Here is a 19,674-nt window from a genome sequence, read left to right on the forward strand (position 1 = left end):
TCCTCACGATCTGCGGCCGCCGATCGCCGCGGGATTGCGTTCGCCTTGTATGTAAGGTACATCAGAAGAAGTAAAGCAAAAACACCGCTTCGACAGGCCTGAAGATCGCGAGAAATCAGGGGCTTAGTCTGAAGCGCAGCAATGGGTGGTATCATGATGGAGGCAATTCGCGGGTTCTGGGTGGCATCAGTGACGCCCCTGGCGACGGACGGCAGCGTGGACAGCACAAAGCTCGCGGCTCATGCCAAGCAACTCTTCAGTAGAGGGATCGACGGTGTCGTGCTGTTCGGCACCACTGGCGAGGGCACCTCGTTCAATGCCGCCGAACGTATCGCGACCATCGAAGCCGTGCTCAAGGCCGGCGTCGCGCCGGAACGTATCGGCATCGGCGGCGGCTTCCCCGCCATCACCGACGGCATCGCATTGACGCGCGCCGTGCTCGGCCTCGGCCTGCGTCACGTCCTGTTGCTGCCGCCTTACGTCGATCGCAACGTCACCCCTGAAGGCATCGAGGATGCCTTCGCCGCGATCATCGACGGCGTCGGCGACGATCGCCTGCGCGCCTCGCTCTATCATATTCCGCAGGTCTCGGGCGTCGCGATCCCGACCAGTGTCGCTGCGAATCTGCGCAAGCGCTACGGCAAGCTGATTGCGGGCCTGAAGGACTCCAGTGGCGACTTCAAGCAATTCCAGGCGTTCCGCAACGCCGCGCCCGACCTCGCGATTACTGTCGGCAACGAAGCCGACATCGCCCGTGCGATCGCCGCCGGCGGTGCCGGCACCATCTGCGGCATGGCCAATGTCGTGCCGGAGCTGGTCAAGGCCATGGTCGACGGCAAGGATGTCGAAGCGCGCATGCAAGCCGCGATCGACGTCGTGGTCAAGACGCCATCTCTGGTCGCGACGCTGAAGGCCATTCTCGCGGCGCAGACAGGCGATACCAGCTGGCTGCGTGTGCGTCCGCCGCTCCGCGCGTTGTCCGACGGCGCCGCGTTCCAGCGAAAGCTCGATGAACTGATGGCTCCCGCTGTCGCGTGAGATCACGCAGAATCGCGACGGGCCCACGGTGAACAACTGGTCTCCGCGGAGCGCTAAGCCAACAAAACTTTTGGCGAGAGGATTGTCGCCAACGTGCTCGACATCCATCGCGGCGCCATCCTGGGGCGGCCGGGCAAGGTCGCCTTCATGATCGCCGCGGCTTTAATGCCGTTGTTCTCGGTCACGGGCATGTTGCTCTACCTGTCCCGCCGCAGGCTTCGGCGCCCGGCGCAGCCGCCGCCCGGCCGGCTCGTTCCGGGCGAGTGAGGTTCAGCGTTCAGCGGCTCCCGAACAGTCCGTCTTAAGGACATGACGAGCTGGGTATTGCCGCTGCGACTAAGAAACACTTGTGTGCGGTTTCGCGAAATGGTTCGATCCTCATGATACACGCTAAGGTCGTGAGGGGGCTTGATGGCGCGATCCGAACGAGACGAACTTGAACAAGCGGCGCTGCCTGCGGTGCTCGTTCGACGTAGCGATCTGCCCGTGCCCCTTGCTCATCCTTCGCGAAGCTTCTTCGGCGGTCTTCCCAAGCTGCCCCCGCAATTCGAATGGCCGACGGCGGAAGTCAGAGCAAACGAAACCTTGGAGACAGTTGCGCTCACGTTCGTGGCTCAAATTGACTTGGCCGAACTGCCCGGTTCAGGTTGGTCGCCGCTTCCGAAACGCGGCACACTCTATTTCTTTTGCAGTTCGGTATTCGTCGGCGAGGGGCGTCCACCTTGCCGTGTCCTCTATGGTCCGAGCGACGGTGGCGCTTATCCTGACCGTGCGCCGCCGCCAAATTTGATGCCGCTGGCCGGCACTGATGGTGATTACCAAGTCAAATGGCTCGACCCCAACTTCGATTTTCATTCCAAGGTCGAGTTCAAATATCCGATCTCCTTCCGGTTATTCCGCGACTTCTACTTCCGCGAGGACGCAGTCGGAGGTGAGCTTATGGTGGAAGAATTATGCAAGGCTTTGGGTCCGGGGGAGCCGCCGGAGAGTGATCTGCTTCAATTCCGAGGTGCGGCCAAATACGAGAAGGACGAGGATTGGCCCTTCAACTGGCTACTGATCACTTACGTGGTTCGGTCGGTATTGTCGCACGTCCAACGCGATCTGACGCGTGGATACTACGGCAAGCCGCTCACCGACGAAGCAACCATGGAATTGAAGCGGCTTCGCGCTGGTGCCGTCGGGTGGCTCGAGCGGTGTCGGGCGCTCACCCAGATGGATGGCATCGATTTGGACACAAAAGCGAGCTTCAGATCCTGGTGGTTCGATGTCGTGCGAGCCTACGAGAAGCTGGACGGGCAAGTGCGCACATACGCGAGCGAACTCCCGAGGGACCTGGGCAACGCCATCAACCACACGATTCGTTGCATGGCGACCCAACGTGCCGATGGTTGCGATGACGTCCCTCTCAGCTATGTTGCGAATCTCGCGCGGCAGAATCACTGGAAGACGCCAACTGTCGAAGAAGGGCAGCGCCGCCACTTCAGCACGGCGCTTCATCAGATGCTGGGGTATGGCAGCGGCCCGCAGGATGCGACCGAGGAGCATCTGGAAGACATGTTGTTGCTCCAGATACAAGGCGATCTTGCGTTCTTTGATTGGCACTCCGACGTCGGCGGTGTGCTGCATTTTTGGATCGATCGGGATGCTCTTGCCCGGCGCGATTTTTCGCAGGTCGTCGCCACATACGAATGCGACTAGACGGATCTACGCGGCGAATTCGCGATTCTCCTGCTCTCCGATATGGCTGGCCAACACCGCTGCAATGGTTCAAAAGCTTCCGGCCCACATATCGAGTCCATGCCATGAAGCTCCCGACCGTCACTCCCGCCGAGATCCGCCGCTCGTTGCTGCTGCGTGAAGAAATCGCGCTGCTCGATCTCAGATACGAGGCGGCGTTCGCGACTGGCCATCCGCTGTTCGCTGCTAACATGGCTGCCGACCGGATCGCGGTCGAAGCCGAGGTCAGGCTGCCGCGCAAGGACGTGGCGATCGTGCTCTATGATGATGGGGAAGAGCTGGTTGCGACCGGCGCCGAACGTCTGGCCGCGCTCGGCTACAGCAACATCAGCGTGCTCGATGGTGGGCTGAAGGCCTGGCGCAAGGCCGGTTACGAGGTGTTCGAGGACGTCAATTCCTATTCAAAAGCATTTGGCGAACTGGTCGAGGCGCGCCGCCACACGCCTTCCCTCAGCGCCGACGAGGTGGCAAGACTCATTGCCGAGAAGGCCAACATCGCCATTCTCGACGTTCGCCGCTTCGACGAATATGCGACCATGAACATTCCGGGCTCGGTCAGCGTGCCGGGCGCGGAGCTGGTGCTGCGCGCGGGCAGCGCCGCGCCCGATCCCGCCACCACGATCATCGTCAATTGCGCCGGCCGCACGCGCTCGATCATCGGCACCCAGTCGCTGATCAATGCCGGCGTGCCCAACAAAGTGTGCGCGCTGCGCAACGGCACAATCGGCTGGACGCTGGCGCGGCACAGGCTCGATCACGGCGCCGACAGGCGCGGCGCGATCGGGCCGTTCGAAGGCGGCCCCGCCAATGCCCGCGACGTGGCCTATCGCGCCGGCGTTCGTCATATCGGCGCGAGCGAGGCGGCGGCGCTTGTCGCGCAGGCCGAGCGCACGCTCTATCGCTTCGACGTGCGCGATGCCGAGGAATATGCGGCCGGCCATCTTCCCGGCTTCCGCCACTATCCTGGCGGTCAGCTCGTCCAGGAGACCGACATGGCCGCGCCGGTGCGTGGGGCGCGCATCCTCCTGACTGACGACAAGGGCGTCCGTGCCGACGTGACGGCGTCCTGGCTCGCGCAGATGGGCTGGGAGGTCTATGTGCTCGAAGGCGGCTATGACGGTGCGCTCGAGATCGGCCCGTCGCGCGTATTGCCGAAGCCCGATCCGGCACATCGTTACCGCCGCCCCTATGAAGGCACCGACGTCGCGGAAGGTGCGATGCAGGCCTATCTGAACTGGGAGTACGGCCTGGTCGAGCAGCTCCGCCGGGACGGAACGCACGGGTTTTATGTGATCTGAGTCTGTTGCCCGTCACCCTCTCGGATGGCGGAATTGCTGACGCAAGCATGACGGGCGCCCGCCATCTTCTCCCCGTATCTAGGCCCTATTGTGCCGCGCACCGTCCGCGGTCTATGAGCTGCGGCAAAGGTGCTACTTACGGAGATACAATGCCAGCCCCAGGCCAAAGCCCCGAGCGGAATGCGAAGGCGCTGCTGCTCGAAGGCGTCAATGATAGCGCAGTCGACCTATTCAAAAGCGCGGGCTTCACCAATGTCGAGCGCCTGACCAAGGCGCTGGACGGCGAGGATCTCCGGCGGGCGCTCAAGGGCGTGTCGCTGCTCGGCATCCGCTCGCGCACCCAGATCACCGATGAGGTGCTTGGGGCCGCCGACCAGCTTCTCGCGGTCGGCTGCTTCAGCGTCGGCACCAACCAGGTCGATCTGACGGCGGCGCGCAAGCGCGGCATTCCCGTGTTCAATGCGCCGTTCTCCAACACGCGCAGCGTCGCCGAGCTCGTGATCGGCGAGATCGTGATGCTGCTGCGGCGGATCTTTCCGCGCTCGGCGTCGGCGCATGGCGGCGGCTGGGACAAGTCGGCGACCGGCAGTCGCGAGGTGCGCGGCCGCACCCTTGGCATCGTCGGCTACGGCAATATCGGCTCGCAGCTCTCGACGCTCGCCGAGGCCATGGGCATGCGCGTGATCTATTTCGACCGCACCGACAAGCTCCGTCACGGCAACACCGAGCCGGTCGAGAGACTGGAGGAGCTGCTGGCGCAGAGCGACGTCGTCAGCCTGCACGTGCCCGAGACGCCGGAGACCGCCGGCATGATCGGCGAGAAGGAGCTGCGGGCGATGAAATCAGGCTCGTTCCTGATCAACAACAGCCGCGGCACCGTGGTCGATCTCGATGCGCTCGCGCGCGCCTTGCGCGACGGCCATCTCGCTGGCGCGGCCGTCGACGTGTTTCCGGTCGAGCCGTCCTCGAACGCGGATCGCTTCAACAGCCCGATGCAGGGCCTCGAGAACGTCATCCTCACGCCGCATATCGGCGGCTCGACCGAGGAGGCGCAGGAGCGGATCGGTGGTGAGGTTGCGCGCAAGCTGGTCGACTATTTCATCACCGGCTCGACCATGGGCGCGGTGAACTTCCCGGAGGTGCAGTTGCACTTGCGGCCCTCTGGCGCGCGCTTCAGCCACGTCCATCGCAACGTACCCGGCATGCTGCGGCGCCTGAACGAAGTCTTTCTCCAACGCGACATCAACATCGCTGCGCAATATCTGGAGACCGCCGGCGATCTCGGCTACGTCGTGCTCGATGCCGACTTGGCCGGTCAGGATTCGGCAGCGCTGCTCCAGCAGATCCGCAGCCTCGAGGGCACGGTCGGCGCGCGGCTGGTGTTCGAGCACTAGCGCATCATTGACGGCCGGCGGTAGGTCGCCTTCAATGCGGCCTCCTGACGGATCGAACGAGAACAGAAAACAGGGGGAACCATGGCGCAAATGCGTGCGAAGCTCCGTGCGCTGCTCGTAGGGACGGCGGCTGCATTGATTGCGGGTAGCGCCTCGGCGGCGACGCTGACAGACGACGCCGAGACGGTCTGCAACGGTCTTGTTGGCGGCACTGATGCGGTGAAGATTGATTCCGCGACATTGCTGGCGCCGTCGCAACTCGCCGTCGCCGAGCGCGGGCCGACCCCGTCGGGGCGCATCACGCCGGCCAATCCGCGCTTCTGCAAGGTGCTCGGCCACATCGATCCCACCGACCCCAAGGCGCCGCCGATCAAATTCCAGGTCAACCTTCCCGCCGAATGGAACGGGCGCTCGCTGCAATATGGCGGCGGCGGTTTCAACGGCGTGCTGATCACCGGCCTTGCGCTGCCGCCGGCCTATCCCTTCGACAAGCCGTCACCGCTCGCGCGCGGCTTCGTCACCTATGGCACCGATTCCGGCCACGAGACCAAGCAGGGCGAGCCGCCGCAGCTGTTCGCGCTCAACGACGAAGCGTTCGAGAATTTCGCCCATCGCGCCTACAAGAAGGTGCGCGATGCTGCGGTTGCGCTGATGCAGCGCGCCTACGGCAGGAAGCCGGACAAGATGTACTTCATGGGCTCGTCCGAAGGCGGCCGCGAAGGCCTTACCATGGCGCAGCGTTATCCCGACGATTTCGACGGCATCTTCGCCCGCGTCCCCGTCATCAACTGGGTCGGCTTGCAGCATGCCGGCACCCGCTCGGGCCTCGTGACCATGGGCGAGGGCTGGATCAATCCGGCGCAGGTCAAGCTCGTCGGTGATGCCGTGCGCGCGGCCTGCGACAAGGCCGACGGCTCCGACGATGCGCTGGTGCAGGATCCCGTTTCCTGCAAGGCGGCGTTCAAGGTCGAGACGCTGCGCTGCGCGGCGGGCGAGAGCGGCGATCAGTGCCTCACTGACGCGCAGATCAAGGCCGTCAACACGCTGCACGCGCCCTACAAATTCCCGTTCGCGCTCGCCAATGGTCTCGACGATTATCCGGGCTGGGGCGTCTCCGGCGAGGACACGCCGGCAATCGGCCCGACCGGCGGCTGGGTCGCATGGTGGCTCGGCACCGCGCCGCCCGCGCAGCCGCCTGCGCCCAACAACGGCATCGCCTGGATCTACGGCGCCGGCGGCATCCAATATGTATTTGCGCGCGATCCCAAGCTCGACGTCACGACCTACAAGGTTGAGGAGCACAAGGCGCGGCTGCTCGAGATCTCCACGCTGATGGACTCGACCGATCCCGACCTTAGCCGCTTCCGGATGCGCGGCGGCCGGCTGATCATGCTCGAGCACATGGCCGACTATGCGCAGAGCCCCTATGCCGGCATCCGCTATTTCGACAGCGTCGAGCGCAAGCTCGGTAAGGCGGAGACCGCGGAGTTCGCGCGGCTCTACACCGCGCCCGGGGTCGACCATGTCGGCTCCGGCGCGCCGGCCAATGTTGACATGCTGAACGTGCTGGTCGACTGGGTCGAGCAGGGCAAGGCGCCCGGCGATCTCGAAGTCGCCGAGCAGAAGGTCGAAGCGCCGTCGTTCGCGACGCTGCGCGCGATGCCGCTGTGCCGCTGGCCGGCCTGGCCTCATTACAAGTCGGGCCCGGTGACGGAGGCCTCGAGCTTCACCTGCGCGCCGTAAACGCTCAGTCCAAGCCCGCCACTTCGGTGGGTAGGCGTTATCTCGTCGCCATCGCCTGTGCGCCTCCGAGCAATTGCGCATTGAGTTTGCCGCCGGAGAACAACATGTCGTCGAGCGCCTCGTCGATGTCGGCAGACACGACGGAATTGCCACCGTCTCGCGCGAGGCTCCCTTGCGCAAGCCGTCGCATCAATTCCTTGGTGAAGGCACAGCTCGTGCCCTCACTGCGGCGGGCCGCTTCTGCGATGATTGCATCGTCGAGCGGCAGCCCCTTGCCGTAGAGCCGGACCAGCTTGCCGCGGCCGGTCTCGTCCGGCAGCGGGACTTCGATGGCCTGATCGATGCGGCCCGGGCGGCCGGCGAGGGCGCCTTCGAGGTCCTCAGGCCGGTTGGTGGTCAGGACGAACAGGATGTCCGCGTCCTCCTTCAGCCCGTCCATCTCGTTGAGCAACTTGTTCAGCATGGATTCTTCGCACGGCCCCATGTCGTCGCGGTCGCGGGCGATGAGATCGACATCCTCGATAACGACCATCGACGGCTGGAGCAGCCGTGCCAGACTCATATAAGCGCCGAGAAGCCCGATTTGCTCGGCGGTGATGATCAGTGTCGTGTGCCCGGGCAAATGAGTTGCCAGATAGCGGATCGTATGGGTCTTGCCGGTGCCCGGCGGTCCGTAAAGCAAGATGCCCTTACGTGTCGACTGGCCGAGCCGGCGCAATTGATCTCGGGTGTTGACGAAAGTCAGAACGTTGCGATTGAGCAGCCGCAGGGTCTGTTCGGGCAGGATCACCTCATCGCGCGCAACCGACGGCAGCCGATGCACCGTGATGCCGCGCGAGCGGCCGCGATAGTCGGAATCGGCGTCGAGGGACAGGATCTTGCCGCGATAGCTGCGCGCAGCTTGCACGGCCTGCTCCAGCTCGCCAAAACACTGCTGCACGAGTGCCGCGCCCGCGGTGCCTGCCGGCACGAGGATCTCGATCCGAATTCCCGGTTCTCGGCTGTATTCGCGGTGGGCACACAGCAAGACCGCGTAACGAAGGCCATCCTGCTCGCACAGCCAGAGGCCGTTATCGAGACATTTGACTCGGGCTCTTCTCGCCGACATCCACGTCGGAATATTGCAGCGGAGCAATCGCGAGCGCATTGCGGCCATCGCGGAGGAGCCGTGAGATCGACAGCGTTTCGTAGCGCTGTTCTTCGTTCAGCCCGAACAGCCGGATCGACTTGCCGAACAGTCCCTCGATCGCTGCCTGGACATCGACCCGCATATGGCCGGGAAACTGGCGGATGGTGGTCACGAGATTGCTACGCGAGACGTTGGCAAAATGCCAGTCAAGCACGTCGCAAGCGTATTCGAACTCCTCTTCCGGCTCTTGCGGTGTGTTCACGGTGTCTGCTGCGCGAATGCAGTCGCTGCACAGCCAGACCGTGCGGCTCCCGATCCGAACATCGGTCTGTCCCTCAGGCTTGCCGCAGAGCTCGCAGGGGGTCTTAATCTCTTCAAGCGTGATCCTCAGCGGATGTTGGCCGAGCCAGATATATTGCTGAGCCGACTTGAACAGCGCCTCGGCGACCGATTGCGGGTACGGACCGCAAGTGGCCTTCTCCTCCCGCTCGACCCGCGCTATCACCGCGGCCGCTTCACGCTCCGATTTGCCAAAAACCTGGCGGAGCAACCCGATGACAAACTCGTCCGGCGTTTCGTCATCATTGTGAATCACGAGCTGAGCCGGCTCGCGCTCGCCGCGCGCATCCTTCGTCATGAAACGATCCTATTGCAACCAAAACGAGTGAAGAACAAATATGGAACATAAAGGAGGGCGGCCGTCAAGCGCCAACGGGTGCGTCAAATTCCCGATGGAATTTCAATGCGCCATCCCACTCGCCGCCTTCGTGCCGCGTCGGCTTGACGATCGGCACGACCGCGATCGCCATGGCCATGCCGCATCGGCAACCCCTCTTTGACAACGCGATTGGCCTCGCATTATATATTTCGTATGCGAAATAAGGAAGCCGCAGCGAGCCACCATCGCCTGATCTACCTGCTGAGCGTCGCGCAACGCCGGTTGCAGCGCTGGATGGCGGCTCGCCCCGAGAGCGAGGTCACGCCGGCGCAGGCCGGGCTGCTGTTCATTCTCGGCAAGCAGGATGGTGTGCTGATCGGCGAGGCGGGCGCGGCGCTGGATCTTGGCCCGGCCGGTATTTCCGGCCTGGTCGATCGCACGGCAGCCGCCAAACTGATCGAGCGGCGGGCCGACCACGAGGACGGGCGCGCCTGGCGGATCTGGCTGACGCCGAAGGGGCGCAGCGCGCTGGCGCAGGCGAAAGCAGGCGCGGCGGAGGTCAACGCGGCGCTGACGGAGGGATTTACGGCTGCGGAGATCGACATCGTCGCACGCTGGCTGATGAGCATTCAGGACAAGTTTCCAAGAGGAGCAGACGAATGACCGAGCACGTCCGGATCGAGAACAACAGCGGAATTCTTACCCTCACGCTGGCGCGCCCCGACAAGAAGAACGCGCTGACGGACGCGATGTACGGCAAGCTCGCCGACAGTATCGAATCCGCCGAGTTCGATCCGTCCGCTCGCGTGATCCTGATCCGCGGCGAGGGCGACATGTTCACTGCCGGCAACGACGTCGGCGAATTTGCCGCGGTTGCAGCGGGCAAGTCGGAAGGCAGCCGCAACGTCGTGCGGTTCATTCAGTCGCTGGCACGTTGCACCCGGCCGCTGGTTGCGGCGGTGCAGGGCCGCGCCGTCGGCGTCGGCACCACCATGCTGCTGCATTGCGATCTCGTCGTGCTCGCCGACAATGCGCAATTGTCGACGCCCTTCGTCAGCCTCGCGCTAGTGCCGGAAGCGGCCTCCAGCCTGTTGATGCCGGCGCGGATCGGCTACGCCCGAGCTTACGAGATGTTCGCACTTGGCGAGACCGTGCCGGCGCAGGCCGCGCTGGAATGGGGCCTCGCCAACCGGGTGGTGCCGCTCGACACGCTCGATGCCGAGGCGCTTGCGCTCGCGCAGCGCCTGGCCCGCCAGCCGGCCGGTGCGCTCATCGCCACCAAGAAGCTGATGCGCAATGGCGAGGCGCTGGTTGCGCAGCTGAACGCGGAGGGCGAGCAGTTCGCGCAGCGCCTGCGTACCGCCGAAGCGCGCGAGGCATTCACTGCCTTTGCCGAGCGCCGACCGCCGGATTTCACCAGGGTTGCGTGAGGGAACGCGGCCTGCCGCAGGCGCAGCGGGCACAACCCAGGTATTCGATTAAAGCCTTAACCAAACCTTGGCATGTCGCGGTGCAAGGTGGCTGCTCGTGAAGAGTAGGCCCCCGACCCATGGCAATGTTTAAGAAATCGGTAAGCTCGCTTCTCCTGACTTTGATGGCCCTGCTGGCCGCCGGCGCGCTGGCCAGCACGGCGATCCAGATGTTCGGGGCCTTCGGCCGCTACAGCGACAGTCTGGAGACCGAACGGCTTGCGAACGCGGACAAGGCGATCTTCCAGGGCGTGCTGTCCTTGCGCAACAATCGCGGCGATGCCCAGAGCGCGCTGCTCGGCGAGGACGATCCGCGTGCCAAGCTCGGCGCCGCCGAAAAGGCAGAGCAGGCCGGCTTTGACGCCATCATCGCCGCGCTCTCCACCGTGGAATTCGGCCGGCGCGACGAGCTCGCAAACACCTTGAAGCAGCGCTGGAGCGAGGCCGCGCCGAAATTCCAGCTGTTCTACGAGGAGGCCCGGCTGCCGCGCGGCGAGCGCAAGGTGGAGCGCACCGCCGCCTGGTACGATTCCGTCACGAAGGTGATCGAGACTGCCAATCTCGCGTCCACGGCGGTGTCGAACCGCGCCTGGATGAACGATCCTTTCATCGCCCGCATGATCCAGGCTCGCCGCCTCGCCTGGCAGGTGCGCGACCGCTATGGCATCCAGTGCTCGACCCTGCGCCCGAACGTCAACAGCTCCAAGCCGCTCGACGAGACCCAGAAGCAGACCGTGGCCAGCTGGAACGGCATCGTCAGCGCCGGCTGGACCGGCATGGAGGAGCTGCTGGCTGCGCCCGACGTGACGGCGGACCTCGCCAATGCGGCCAAGGAGGCACGGGCCAAGACCGATGGAGTGCTCAAGCAGATCGGCGAACTGACCAAGAACCTCGACGGCAGCGGCCGCCCCGCGATGCCCGCTTCGGAATGGAACGCGTTGTGCCAGTCGCCGTTCGCGTCCATCGTCGCTGTCGCGAACAAAGCCCTCGACCAGTCGATCGCGCGCGCGGAGACCGTTCAGAATAAAGCCCTCACCAATCTGATCGTGCAGTCGCTGGCATTCCTCGTGGCGCTGGCCGTGACCCTGGCCGGTGTGTTTGTGGTGCGCAATCGCCTGATGCGCCCAGTGCGCGCCATTCTCGACGCCATCGCCCGCATCAGCGCACGCGACTATGCGACGCCGGTGCCGCAATCCCGGCATCCTGACGAGTTCGGCACCATGGCCGCCGCGCTCGAAAGTCTGCGCGAAAGTGCTGCGACCGCCGAGCGCCTCGGCCGGGAACGCGAATCCCAGCAGGCGCTCCAGCTCGCCCGCTCCGGCACCGTCGATTCCGCCTGCCACAGCTTCGACGACACCGTGCAGGCTGTCATCCAGAGTGTTGCGGCCTCGACGCGGGAGCTCGATGACACCGCCAGCGGCGTGCGCTCGCTGGTCTCACAATCGAGCAGCCAGACCGCGGCGGTCTCCTCCGCGGCCGAGCAGGCCACCAACAATCTCGAGACCATCGCGGCGGCGACCGAGGAGCTCTCCGCGTCCGTCGGCGAGATCTCCGCGCAGGTGCAGGCCAGCGCTCGCGAGGCCCGCGAAGCCGTGTCGCAGGCCGCGCAGACCAACGCGACCGTTGAGATCCTCGACCAGACCGCGAGCCGCATCGGCGAGGTCGTGAAGATGATCAACGCCATCGCCGGCCAGACCAACCTTTTGGCATTGAACGCCACGATCGAGGCCGCGCGCGCGGGCGAAGCCGGCCGCGGCTTTGCCGTGGTCGCCGGCGAGGTCAAGAGCCTCGCGGCGCAGACGGCGACCGCGACGGAAGAGATCTCGCGTCAGGTCGAGGAGATCCAGGGCGCGACGGGCCAGGCCGTTGCTGCCATCCGGTCGATCGGCGGCGCCATCAGCGGCATCGACGAGAAGATGACGGCGATTGCCGCGGCCGTCGAGCAGCAGCGCGCGGCCACCACCGAGATCTCGCGCAACTTCCAGCAGGCCGCACAAGGCACCCGCGAGGTCACCGACACCATCGGCAGCGTCGTCAGGCTCAACCAGGAGACCGGCAACGCCGGCACGGTGCTGTCTCACTCCGTCAAGAAGATGTCGGCTGACGCCGATCGTCTCCGCGTCGCGGTCGAGGGCTTTTTGGGAGCGGTGAAGACCGCGTAGTTTCGCCTCATTCCTGATTTCCAACGTCGCGCCTTCGGCATTGCCGCAGGTCGCCGCGGCGGGTACATCTGTGCCGCCTCGCAGCGTGTGCGCGGCGCCAGACGTAAGACACATCAGGGATGGAGAGTTCGATGCCGGTCACCCCACACAAGGCCCAGCGCCCCTACCGCGGCGTGTTCCCGGTCGCACCCACCATCTTCGACGAGCGCGGCGAGCTCGATCTCGAAGGACAGCGCCGCTGCATCGATTTCATGATTGACGCCGGCTCGCACGGCATCTGCATCCTCGCCAATTTCTCCGAGCAGTTCGTGCTCACCGATGCCGAGCGCGAAACCGTGATGCATACGGTGCTGGAGCATGTCGCCGGGCGGGTTCCCGTGATCGTCACCACCACGCATTTCAGCTCGGCCGTCTGCGCGGCGCGCAGCAGGCAGGCCGAGGCGGCCGGCGCCGCCATGGTGATGGTGATGCCGCCCTATCACGGCGCGACCTTCCGCGTCCCCGAGAAGGGCATCGTCGAATTCTTCAAGGTGCTCTCGGGCGCGATCACCATTCCGATCATGATTCAGGATGCGCCCGTTGCCGGCACGCCGCTTTCGGTCGAGCTGCTTGCGCGGCTGTCGCGCGAATTCTCCAACATCCGCTATTTCAAGATCGAGGTGCCCGGCGCTGCCGCAAAGCTGCGCAGCCTGATCGATGCGGGTGGCAAGGACATCGAGGGCCCCTGGGACGGCGAGGAGGCGATCACGCTGCTCGCCGATCTCGATGCCGGCGCCACCGGGGCGATGACCGGCGGCGGTTATCCCGACGGCATTCGCCAGATCATCGATCCCTATTTCGCCGGCAAGCGCGAGGAGGCCAAGGCGGCCTACGAGCGCTGGCTGCCGCTGATCAATTACGAGAACCGCCAATGCGGCCTGATCGCCTGCAAGGTCATGATGCAGGCCGGTGCCGTGATCAAGTCGGACACGGTGCGCCATCCGCTGCAGCCGCTGCATCCGGCGACGCGCGCGGGGCTGCTGGAGCTGGCCAAGGAGCGCGACGCGCTGGCGCTGCGGTGGGGGAAGTAGGGCTCTCCACCGTCGTTGCGAGAAGCGAAGCGACGAAACAATCCAAACTGTTTCGGCGGAGAAAGTCTGGATTTGCGTCGCTTCGCTCGCAACGACGGGTCCGCCCATTTCGGCTGAAGGCGTCGAATTAGCGCGGTTCGGGTGGTTTCCCGCTGCCCGGCGATGACATATTGTACGTTCGCCAACCAGGCCTGCGGAGAATCCAGGACATCGCGTAACAGCTCTTCTTTTGCCGCTATTTCGAGCCAGGTTGGCGTGAACCGACGGAACAGGGAGGCAGTGCCATGACGATGAGGCCGGATCCCACCTTTCACGCATCGCCCAAGCTTGCGATGGAAGCACCAGCGGAGAATTTTGCTTACACGCTGTTGCTCAGTCCAGATTTCTCAAAACCTGATGCTCTCGCGGTCATCGACGTCAAGCCGGGATCGCCGACCTACAGCCAAATCGTCCATACCGTGACGATGCCCAACAAGGGCGATGAGTTTCACCACTTCGGCTGGAATGCCTGCTCCTCCGCCTTGTCGCCGCTCGCGGGACATGCCTTCATCGAGCGGCGCTATCTCATCATCCCCGGACTGCGCTCGTCGCGGATCTACATCATCGACACCAAGCCAGATCCGACCAAAGCCAAGATTCACAAGATCATCGAGCCCGAAGAAGTCTTCAAAAAGACCGGTTACTCGCGGCCGCATACCATCCATTGCGGGCCGGACGGCATCTATGTGAGCACGCTGGGCGGCGGCGGCCAAGACGGCACCAACGGCCCTCCGGGCGTTTTCATCATGGATTGCGAGACGTTCGAGGTCCTGGGACGATGGGAGATCGACCGCGGTCCGCAGACGTTGCACTATGATTTCTGGTGGAACCTGCCGCGCGACTACATGGTGACGAGTGAATGGGCGTTGCCGCCGCAGTTCGAGAACGGGATCGTCCCGGAAGATCTGCTTGCGAATAAATACGGCCATCGTCTCCACTTCTGGGATCTTCGAGCCCGTCGCAACGTCCAGACCATCGACCTCGGCGCCAATCATCAGATGGCCCTGGAGGTGCGGCCCGCGCACGATCCGGTTCGCGAATACGGCTTCGTAGGCGTCGTGGTCGACACCACCAATCTCGAAGCATCGATCTGGACCTGGTGGCGCGAAGGCGGGACATTCCACGTGGAGAAGACGGCGACGATCCAGCCGGAGCCCGCGCCAAAGGAGAAGCTCCCGCCGCTGCTCCAGGGCTTTGGTGCTGTGCCGCCTCTGGTGACCGATATCGACCTGTCGATGGATGATCGCTTTCTCTATGTCTCGTGTTGGGGCACGGGTGAAATGCGCCAGTACGACGTCAGTGATCCGCGAAAGCCGAAGCTTGCAGGCTCCGTCCACATCGGCGGCATCGCGCGCCGCACGCCACATCCGAACGGCAAGCCCTTTGCGGCAGGTCCGCAGATGGTCGAGATCAGCCGCGATGGCAGGCGCGTGTACTGGACCAATTCGCTCTATTCCACCTGGGATGACCAGTTCTATCCCGACGGAGTTCCGGGCGTGGAAGTCATGGCCAATGTCGGTCGCGACGGCGGTCTCGAGCTCCACAAGGATTACTTCGTAAGCTTCCCCGACGGATATCGTGCGCACCAGATCAGGCTGGAGGGCGGCGATTGTTCGACGGACTCCTTTTGCTACCCGTCGGCCTAGATTGGGGACAGGCGAGCCCGGCGCCTGGCTGGCTTTGGCTCGCTCTTGTTGCGAGCGGCTTCTATCACGGGGTCAATCCGGGCATGGGATGGCCGCTCGCCGTTTCGGCCGGGCTCATGGACAAGAGCCCGCGCGCGCTCTTCCGTGCGTTGTGGGCCCTCTCGGCCGGGCATCTCCTGGCAACGCTTCTCGTGCTGCTGCCGTTCGCGCTGCTGCTCGTGCTGGCCGAGTGGCAGCGTTCGATCCAGATCAGCGCGAGCCTTCTCGTCATCGGCTTCGGCGTCTATCGGCTGATTGCGCGGCGCCATCCCCGCACGCTGGCACGAATTCCGCCAACGCAATTGGCGCTCTGGTCGTTTGCCGTTGCCATTGCTCACGGCGCCGCCTTGATGCTGGTGCCGATCTATCTCGGTCTCTGCCAGGCTTTTGGACTCGATGCCGGCCATGCCGCTGCCGGCGCGCTGATGAAGGCAAGTCTTGTGAAGGCAAGTCTCGGGATGGCGGTGCTGGTCTCTCTGGTGCACGTTGCCGCCATGATCAGCGCGGGCGGATGCCTGGCGTGGCTGGTCTACCGCTATCTGGGATTGAGGTTTGTCTCCCGAAGCTGGTTCAACCTGGATGTGATCTGGGCGACCAGCCTCATTGTAGTTGGGATTGTGGCGCTCGCCTTCAATCTTGCGAGCTGGCGCTGAAATCTACTACGTCAGAGCCCACTCGCCGACGATGCGGAAGCGCGATGCGGCATCATGCTGCCGAAACAGCGCGATGCGGTCGATCGCCAACGTGTCGAGACCGAGCGCTGCAAACCGGGACCGCAGCATCTCGATAATCGGTCCGCGCCGCTCCGCATCCAGCCGGCCGGTCAGGGTCATGTGGAAGCGGAACTCCTCCATCACATAAGGATAGCCCCAGCGATCGAGATAATCGCGCTGCCGTTCGCTCAGCTTCTCGGGCCTGCGTCGTGCGCGGTCTTCCGCCGTCAGGGCCGCACGAAAAGAATCGAAGTCGCGGGCGCAATCGGCGGCGAGCTGCCCGAGCGCGCCGACAGGCTCGGCCGGAATGACGGCGATGAAGCCGCTGATGGCATCGACGACCGGTCGTATCGCCGGAATTGGTCGCTCCTTACCAGCAAATGCCGCGCAGGCCGCCGCGAGCTCGGCCTCGCTCTTGCCCGGCGCCAGCATCATCGGCGCCTTCAGTGTGGCGTGAAAGCCGTATTTGCGGGGATCGGCGCTGATATCGCGCCAGTCCGGCGCGACATCCAGTGCCTCGCGCGGAAACGGCACTTCGTCGCCGCTGTAGGCATCATAGCCGAGCAGCTCGGCGCCGAAGCGGGAGAGGGCGCTGTCGGCGCCGGCCGCAAAATAGATCGCGTAGCGGGGAAAACCTGTCATCGCCTCAGCATAACCAATCTAAGCCGCAACGACAGCCTCGCGCGGCGCCGCCGCTGCCGCAAGCAGCCGCGTCGCATCGGTGAGATGCACCAGCTTGCCGCCTGATATCACGGCGATCAGCCGCGGCCGCAACTCCACGCTGTCGTCGACCAAAAGAATGTCGGCGCGGCGCCCTTGCGCGATGGCGCCGCGATCGGTAAGGCCGGTTGCACGCGCAGGTCCGGCAGAGACCAAATCCCAGGCCTGCTCCAGCGGCAGCACGCGGTCGGCGGCGAGCCGGAATGCGGCCAGCAGCTGCGCCGGATAGTAATAGTCCGAGGCCAGCACCGAGCAGAGACCCTTGGCGACCATGTCCGACGCTCTGGTCCAGCCGGTGTGACTGCCGCCGCGCACGACGTTCGGGGCGCCATAAACGATGGCGTCGCCGTGGCTTGCTGCCGCCCGCGCTGTCTCCTCGTTGATCGGAAACTCGGCGATCATCGCACCGAGATCGCGAAACTCCTGGCGCATCGCCGGCGTCGCATCGTCATGCGAAAGCATCCGCACCCCGGCGGCGCGGGCCGCCGCCGCGAGCCGCGAGAGCGACGCCGGAACGTCGGCGGCGCGCGCCACCACACGTTCGACCAGCCGGTCAAATTCCTCGCTCGACAGCCCGGTGCGCTCCACCATGCGGTTGCGCTTGCGCGGCTTGGCCATATCGGCAAGCGTGCCGTCCATGTGGTCGTTGAAGGCGAACAGGTCGACGCGGCCTTCCGCGAGCCACTGGCTGATCTCGGTCTCGGCATCGAGATTGTAGGTCTCGTGCCGCAGATGGAAGCGGGTGTCGGCGGCGAATTGCGGACGCTGCCGCTCGATCGCCTCCATCAAGCCGCGCGCATTGCCAGCGCTGCGCAGGCCAGGCTCCCACGAACAGGTCGTGGCGTGGAACACCGTGGTGATGCCGTTGCTGATCGCCTGACGATCACTGTCGGCGAGCGCGACGTCGATCGGGAAATCGACGCCGGCGCGCGGCATCATCTGGCGCTCGAAGGCATCGCCATGCAGATCGACGATGCCTGGCAGCACCAGCAGGTCGCGCGCATCAATCGCGAGCCGCGCGCGGCCGCGAGGGACATCGACCAACGCAATGTCCGTTCCGGACACGAGAAGTGAGGTTTCGACGAGCTCGGCGCCGATCAGGGCCCGGCCGCCTTCAAGGAAAATGTCTGTCACGCGACCGCGCTTGGTTTGCTGGCAGGAGGACCGGTGAAAGAGCTCGCCCGTGCTTCGTATGTCGCGAGGAAATCTTCAATCCCGAGCTTGCGGAAATCGGGCAGCGCTTCACGCAATTTGTCGTGATCCCAGTCCCACCAGGCGAGCTTGGCGAGCCGGCCGGCGATCTGCTCCGAGAACCGCCGCCGCACGATGCGCGCCGGATTGCCGGCGACGATGGTGTAGGCCGGCACGTCCTTGGTCACGATAGCGCCCGCCGCGATCACCGCGCCGGTGCCGATATTGCGGCCGGGCAGCACGATCGCGCCGTGGCCGATCCAGACATCGTGACCGATATGGACGTGATGTTGACGGCGCCAGTCGAAGAACTCGGTGTCGTCGCTCTCGCCTTCGAAATAGGCGCTTGAACGGTAGGTGAAATGCGCCTGGGTCGCACGATGCATCGGATGATTGCCGGGATTGATCCGCGTCATTGCCGCGATCGAGCAGAACTTTCCGATGGTGGTGTAGGTGATCTGGGCATCGTTGACGACATAGGAGTAATCGCCCATCGCCACGTCATGCAGTACGGTGCGCGCGCCGACCTCGGTGTAGGCGCCGAGCCTGGCCTCGTGCAGCTTGGCCGAGGGATCAATGGTCGGCTGAATCGAAAGAGCTCTGGCGGCCATGTTGCATCCGAAGCGCGAGGGTGGGGCATTTTTCTTGGAGCGGCTTGATGACAATGCTTTGATGACAACGTCATGACGTGGCGATGACAGGGGATGACGTGTGTTGGATCGCCGCACCGCAACGCGGATGTCACACAAGTGTTAAGCGCCAGCGTTAGCGGTGGGTTCAGTTAATCTGGAGCCCTGCATGCTGGTGGTGGAAGGTCTGACGTGTCGCTTCGGCGCAAAGGCCGCGGTGGACAACGCTTCGTTTCAAGTTTCCCCGGGCGGCTTCGTCGGTGTGATCGGACGCTCCGGCGCCGGCAAGTCGACCCTGCTGCGGACCATCAACCGCCTGGCGACGCCGACCGCGGGCCGCATCCTGTTCGATGGCACCGATGTCACCGCGCTGCGCGGCAAGGAGCTGCGGCAATGGCGGGCGCGCTCGGCGATGATCTTCCAGCAGTTCAATCTGGTCGGCCGGCTCGATGTCCTCACCAACGTCCTGATGGGACGCCTCGCAACGATGCCCGCCTGGCGCTCGCTGTCGCAGCTCTGGCCCGAGCAGGACAAGGCGCTGGCGATGTCCGCGCTGGAGCAGTTCGACATCGCTGCGCTCGCCGCCCAGCGCGCCGACCAGCTCTCCGGCGGACAGCAGCAGCGCGTGGCGATTGCCCGCGCCCTGGTGCAGCAGCCCGACATCATCCTCGCCGACGAACCGATTGCCTCGCTCGATCCGCGCAACACCAAGATCGTGATGGATGCGCTGCTGCGCATCAACAAGCATTTCGGCATCACCGTGCTCTGCAATCTGCATTCGCTCGATCTGGCGCGCAGCTATTGCGACCGCCTGATCGGCATGGCGCAGGGCCGCGTGGTGTTCGATGGCGCGCCGGCCGCGCTGACCGATCACGTGGCGCGCGAGCTCTACGATCTCGAGGCTGCCGACGTCATGGGCGGCATGCCCATCCCGGCGCCCGAGGGCGTCCCGGCGCTTGGAACGGCGGCTGCCGCCTGAGCCTCGCCCGATTAGTT

17 protein-coding genes and 1 pseudogene are annotated in these 19,674 nt (G+C 64.6%); 13 read left to right on the forward strand and 5 right to left on the reverse strand.

Annotated elements, in window-relative coordinates; translation table 11 throughout:
• Positions 1 to 153: 153 nt before the first annotated feature.
• From IVB12_RS24475 to IVB12_RS24500, 6 genes and pseudogenes are all read left to right on the forward strand, one after another.
• On the forward strand, positions 154 to 1,038 hold the full coding sequence (locus IVB12_RS24475) for a dihydrodipicolinate synthase family protein (RefSeq protein WP_247302815.1): 885 nt from the start codon (positions 154 to 156) through the stop codon (positions 1,036 to 1,038).
• A 33-nt stretch (positions 1,039 to 1,071) separates the two neighbouring features.
• Positions 1,072 to 1,305 (forward strand): annotated as a pseudogene (locus IVB12_RS24480) (PepSY domain-containing protein); the annotation flags it as partial.
• A gap of 144 nt (positions 1,306 to 1,449) precedes the next feature.
• Positions 1,450 to 2,739 carry a DUF1963 domain-containing protein gene (locus IVB12_RS24485; RefSeq protein ID WP_247302817.1) on the forward strand — a complete coding sequence of 430 codons (1,290 nt, stop codon included), beginning with the start codon at positions 1,450 to 1,452 and terminating at the stop codon, positions 2,737 to 2,739.
• A gap of 104 nt (positions 2,740 to 2,843) precedes the next feature.
• Positions 2,844 to 4,076: a rhodanese-like domain-containing protein gene (locus IVB12_RS24490; protein ID WP_247302819.1), complete on the forward strand. Its 1,233-nt coding sequence runs from the start codon at positions 2,844 to 2,846 to the stop codon at positions 4,074 to 4,076.
• A gap of 149 nt (positions 4,077 to 4,225) precedes the next feature.
• Positions 4,226 to 5,470, forward strand: coding sequence for a phosphoglycerate dehydrogenase (gene serA / locus IVB12_RS24495; protein ID WP_247302821.1), 1,245 nt, complete (start codon positions 4,226 to 4,228; stop codon positions 5,468 to 5,470).
• Positions 5,471 to 5,551: 81 nt separating this feature from the next.
• Complete coding sequence (locus IVB12_RS24500; protein WP_247302822.1) at positions 5,552 to 7,213, forward strand: tannase/feruloyl esterase family alpha/beta hydrolase; 1,662 nt, start codon at positions 5,552 to 5,554, stop codon at positions 7,211 to 7,213.
• A gap of 37 nt (positions 7,214 to 7,250) precedes the next feature.
• On the opposite strand, the gene IVB12_RS24505 is transcribed toward IVB12_RS24500, so the two are convergent.
• Both IVB12_RS24505 and IVB12_RS24510 read right to left on the reverse strand, forming a co-directional pair.
• Entirely contained in the window at positions 7,251 to 8,183 is a 933-nt protein-coding gene (locus IVB12_RS24505; protein WP_247302824.1) for an ATP-binding protein, read from the reverse strand.
• A gap of 100 nt (positions 8,184 to 8,283) precedes the next feature.
• Positions 8,284 to 8,979 carry an ATP-dependent Clp protease adaptor ClpS gene (locus IVB12_RS24510; RefSeq protein ID WP_247302826.1) on the reverse strand — a complete coding sequence of 232 codons (696 nt, stop codon included), beginning with the start codon at positions 8,977 to 8,979 and terminating at the stop codon, positions 8,284 to 8,286.
• A gap of 234 nt (positions 8,980 to 9,213) precedes the next feature.
• Here IVB12_RS24510 and IVB12_RS24515 point away from each other — a divergent pair, with 234 nt between their 5' ends.
• The 6 genes from IVB12_RS24515 to IVB12_RS24540 all read left to right on the forward strand — a co-directional run bounded on the left by IVB12_RS24515 (position 9,214) and on the right by IVB12_RS24540 (position 16,078).
• The gene (locus IVB12_RS24515; protein ID WP_247302828.1) at positions 9,214 to 9,663 is read left to right on the forward strand and encodes a MarR family winged helix-turn-helix transcriptional regulator; all 450 of its coding nucleotides are present in this window, start codon (positions 9,214 to 9,216) and stop codon (positions 9,661 to 9,663) included.
• The gene (locus tag IVB12_RS24520) at positions 9,660 to 10,430 is read left to right on the forward strand and encodes an enoyl-CoA hydratase (RefSeq protein WP_247302831.1); all 771 of its coding nucleotides are present in this window, start codon (positions 9,660 to 9,662) and stop codon (positions 10,428 to 10,430) included. The genes IVB12_RS24515 and IVB12_RS24520 overlap by 4 nt, the downstream gene beginning before the upstream one ends.
• Before the next feature lie 119 nt (positions 10,431 to 10,549).
• Positions 10,550 to 12,631, forward strand: coding sequence for a methyl-accepting chemotaxis protein (locus IVB12_RS24525; protein WP_247302832.1), 2,082 nt, complete (start codon positions 10,550 to 10,552; stop codon positions 12,629 to 12,631).
• A 131-nt stretch (positions 12,632 to 12,762) separates the two neighbouring features.
• A complete protein-coding gene (locus IVB12_RS24530; RefSeq protein ID WP_247302834.1) occupies positions 12,763 to 13,701 on the forward strand; it encodes a dihydrodipicolinate synthase family protein in 939 nt (312 codons plus the stop codon).
• 284 nt (positions 13,702 to 13,985) lie between these two features.
• Positions 13,986 to 15,386, forward strand: coding sequence for a selenium-binding family protein (locus IVB12_RS24535; RefSeq protein ID WP_247302836.1), 1,401 nt, complete (start codon positions 13,986 to 13,988; stop codon positions 15,384 to 15,386).
• Positions 15,387 to 15,469: 83 nt separating this feature from the next.
• Positions 15,470 to 16,078 carry a hypothetical protein gene (locus tag IVB12_RS24540; protein WP_247302884.1) on the forward strand — a complete coding sequence of 203 codons (609 nt, stop codon included), beginning with the start codon at positions 15,470 to 15,472 and terminating at the stop codon, positions 16,076 to 16,078.
• 6 nt (positions 16,079 to 16,084) lie between these two features.
• Here the strand turns inward: IVB12_RS24540 and IVB12_RS24545 are convergent, their stop codons facing one another.
• From IVB12_RS24545 to IVB12_RS24555, 3 genes are read right to left on the reverse strand one after another with little or no spacing between them, the layout of a single operon-like run.
• Complete coding sequence (locus IVB12_RS24545; RefSeq protein ID WP_247302838.1) at positions 16,085 to 16,780, reverse strand: DUF1045 domain-containing protein; 696 nt, start codon at positions 16,778 to 16,780, stop codon at positions 16,085 to 16,087.
• Between the two features lie 18 nt (positions 16,781 to 16,798).
• Entirely contained in the window at positions 16,799 to 17,992 is a 1,194-nt protein-coding gene (locus tag IVB12_RS24550; RefSeq protein WP_247302840.1) for an alpha-D-ribose 1-methylphosphonate 5-triphosphate diphosphatase, read from the reverse strand.
• Positions 17,989 to 18,660: a chloramphenicol acetyltransferase gene (locus IVB12_RS24555; protein ID WP_247302842.1), complete on the reverse strand. Its 672-nt coding sequence runs from the start codon at positions 18,658 to 18,660 to the stop codon at positions 17,989 to 17,991. Before IVB12_RS24555 ends, IVB12_RS24550 begins: the two co-directional genes overlap by 4 nt.
• Before the next feature lie 187 nt (positions 18,661 to 18,847).
• Here IVB12_RS24555 and phnC point away from each other — a divergent pair, with 187 nt between their 5' ends.
• A complete protein-coding gene (gene phnC / locus IVB12_RS24560; protein ID WP_247302844.1) occupies positions 18,848 to 19,657 on the forward strand; it encodes a phosphonate ABC transporter ATP-binding protein in 810 nt (269 codons plus the stop codon).
• Positions 19,658 to 19,674 lie beyond the last annotated feature (17 nt).

The organism is Bradyrhizobium sp. 179 (assembly GCF_023073535.1).
Taxonomy (GTDB): Bacteria; Pseudomonadota; Alphaproteobacteria; order Rhizobiales; family Xanthobacteraceae; genus Bradyrhizobium.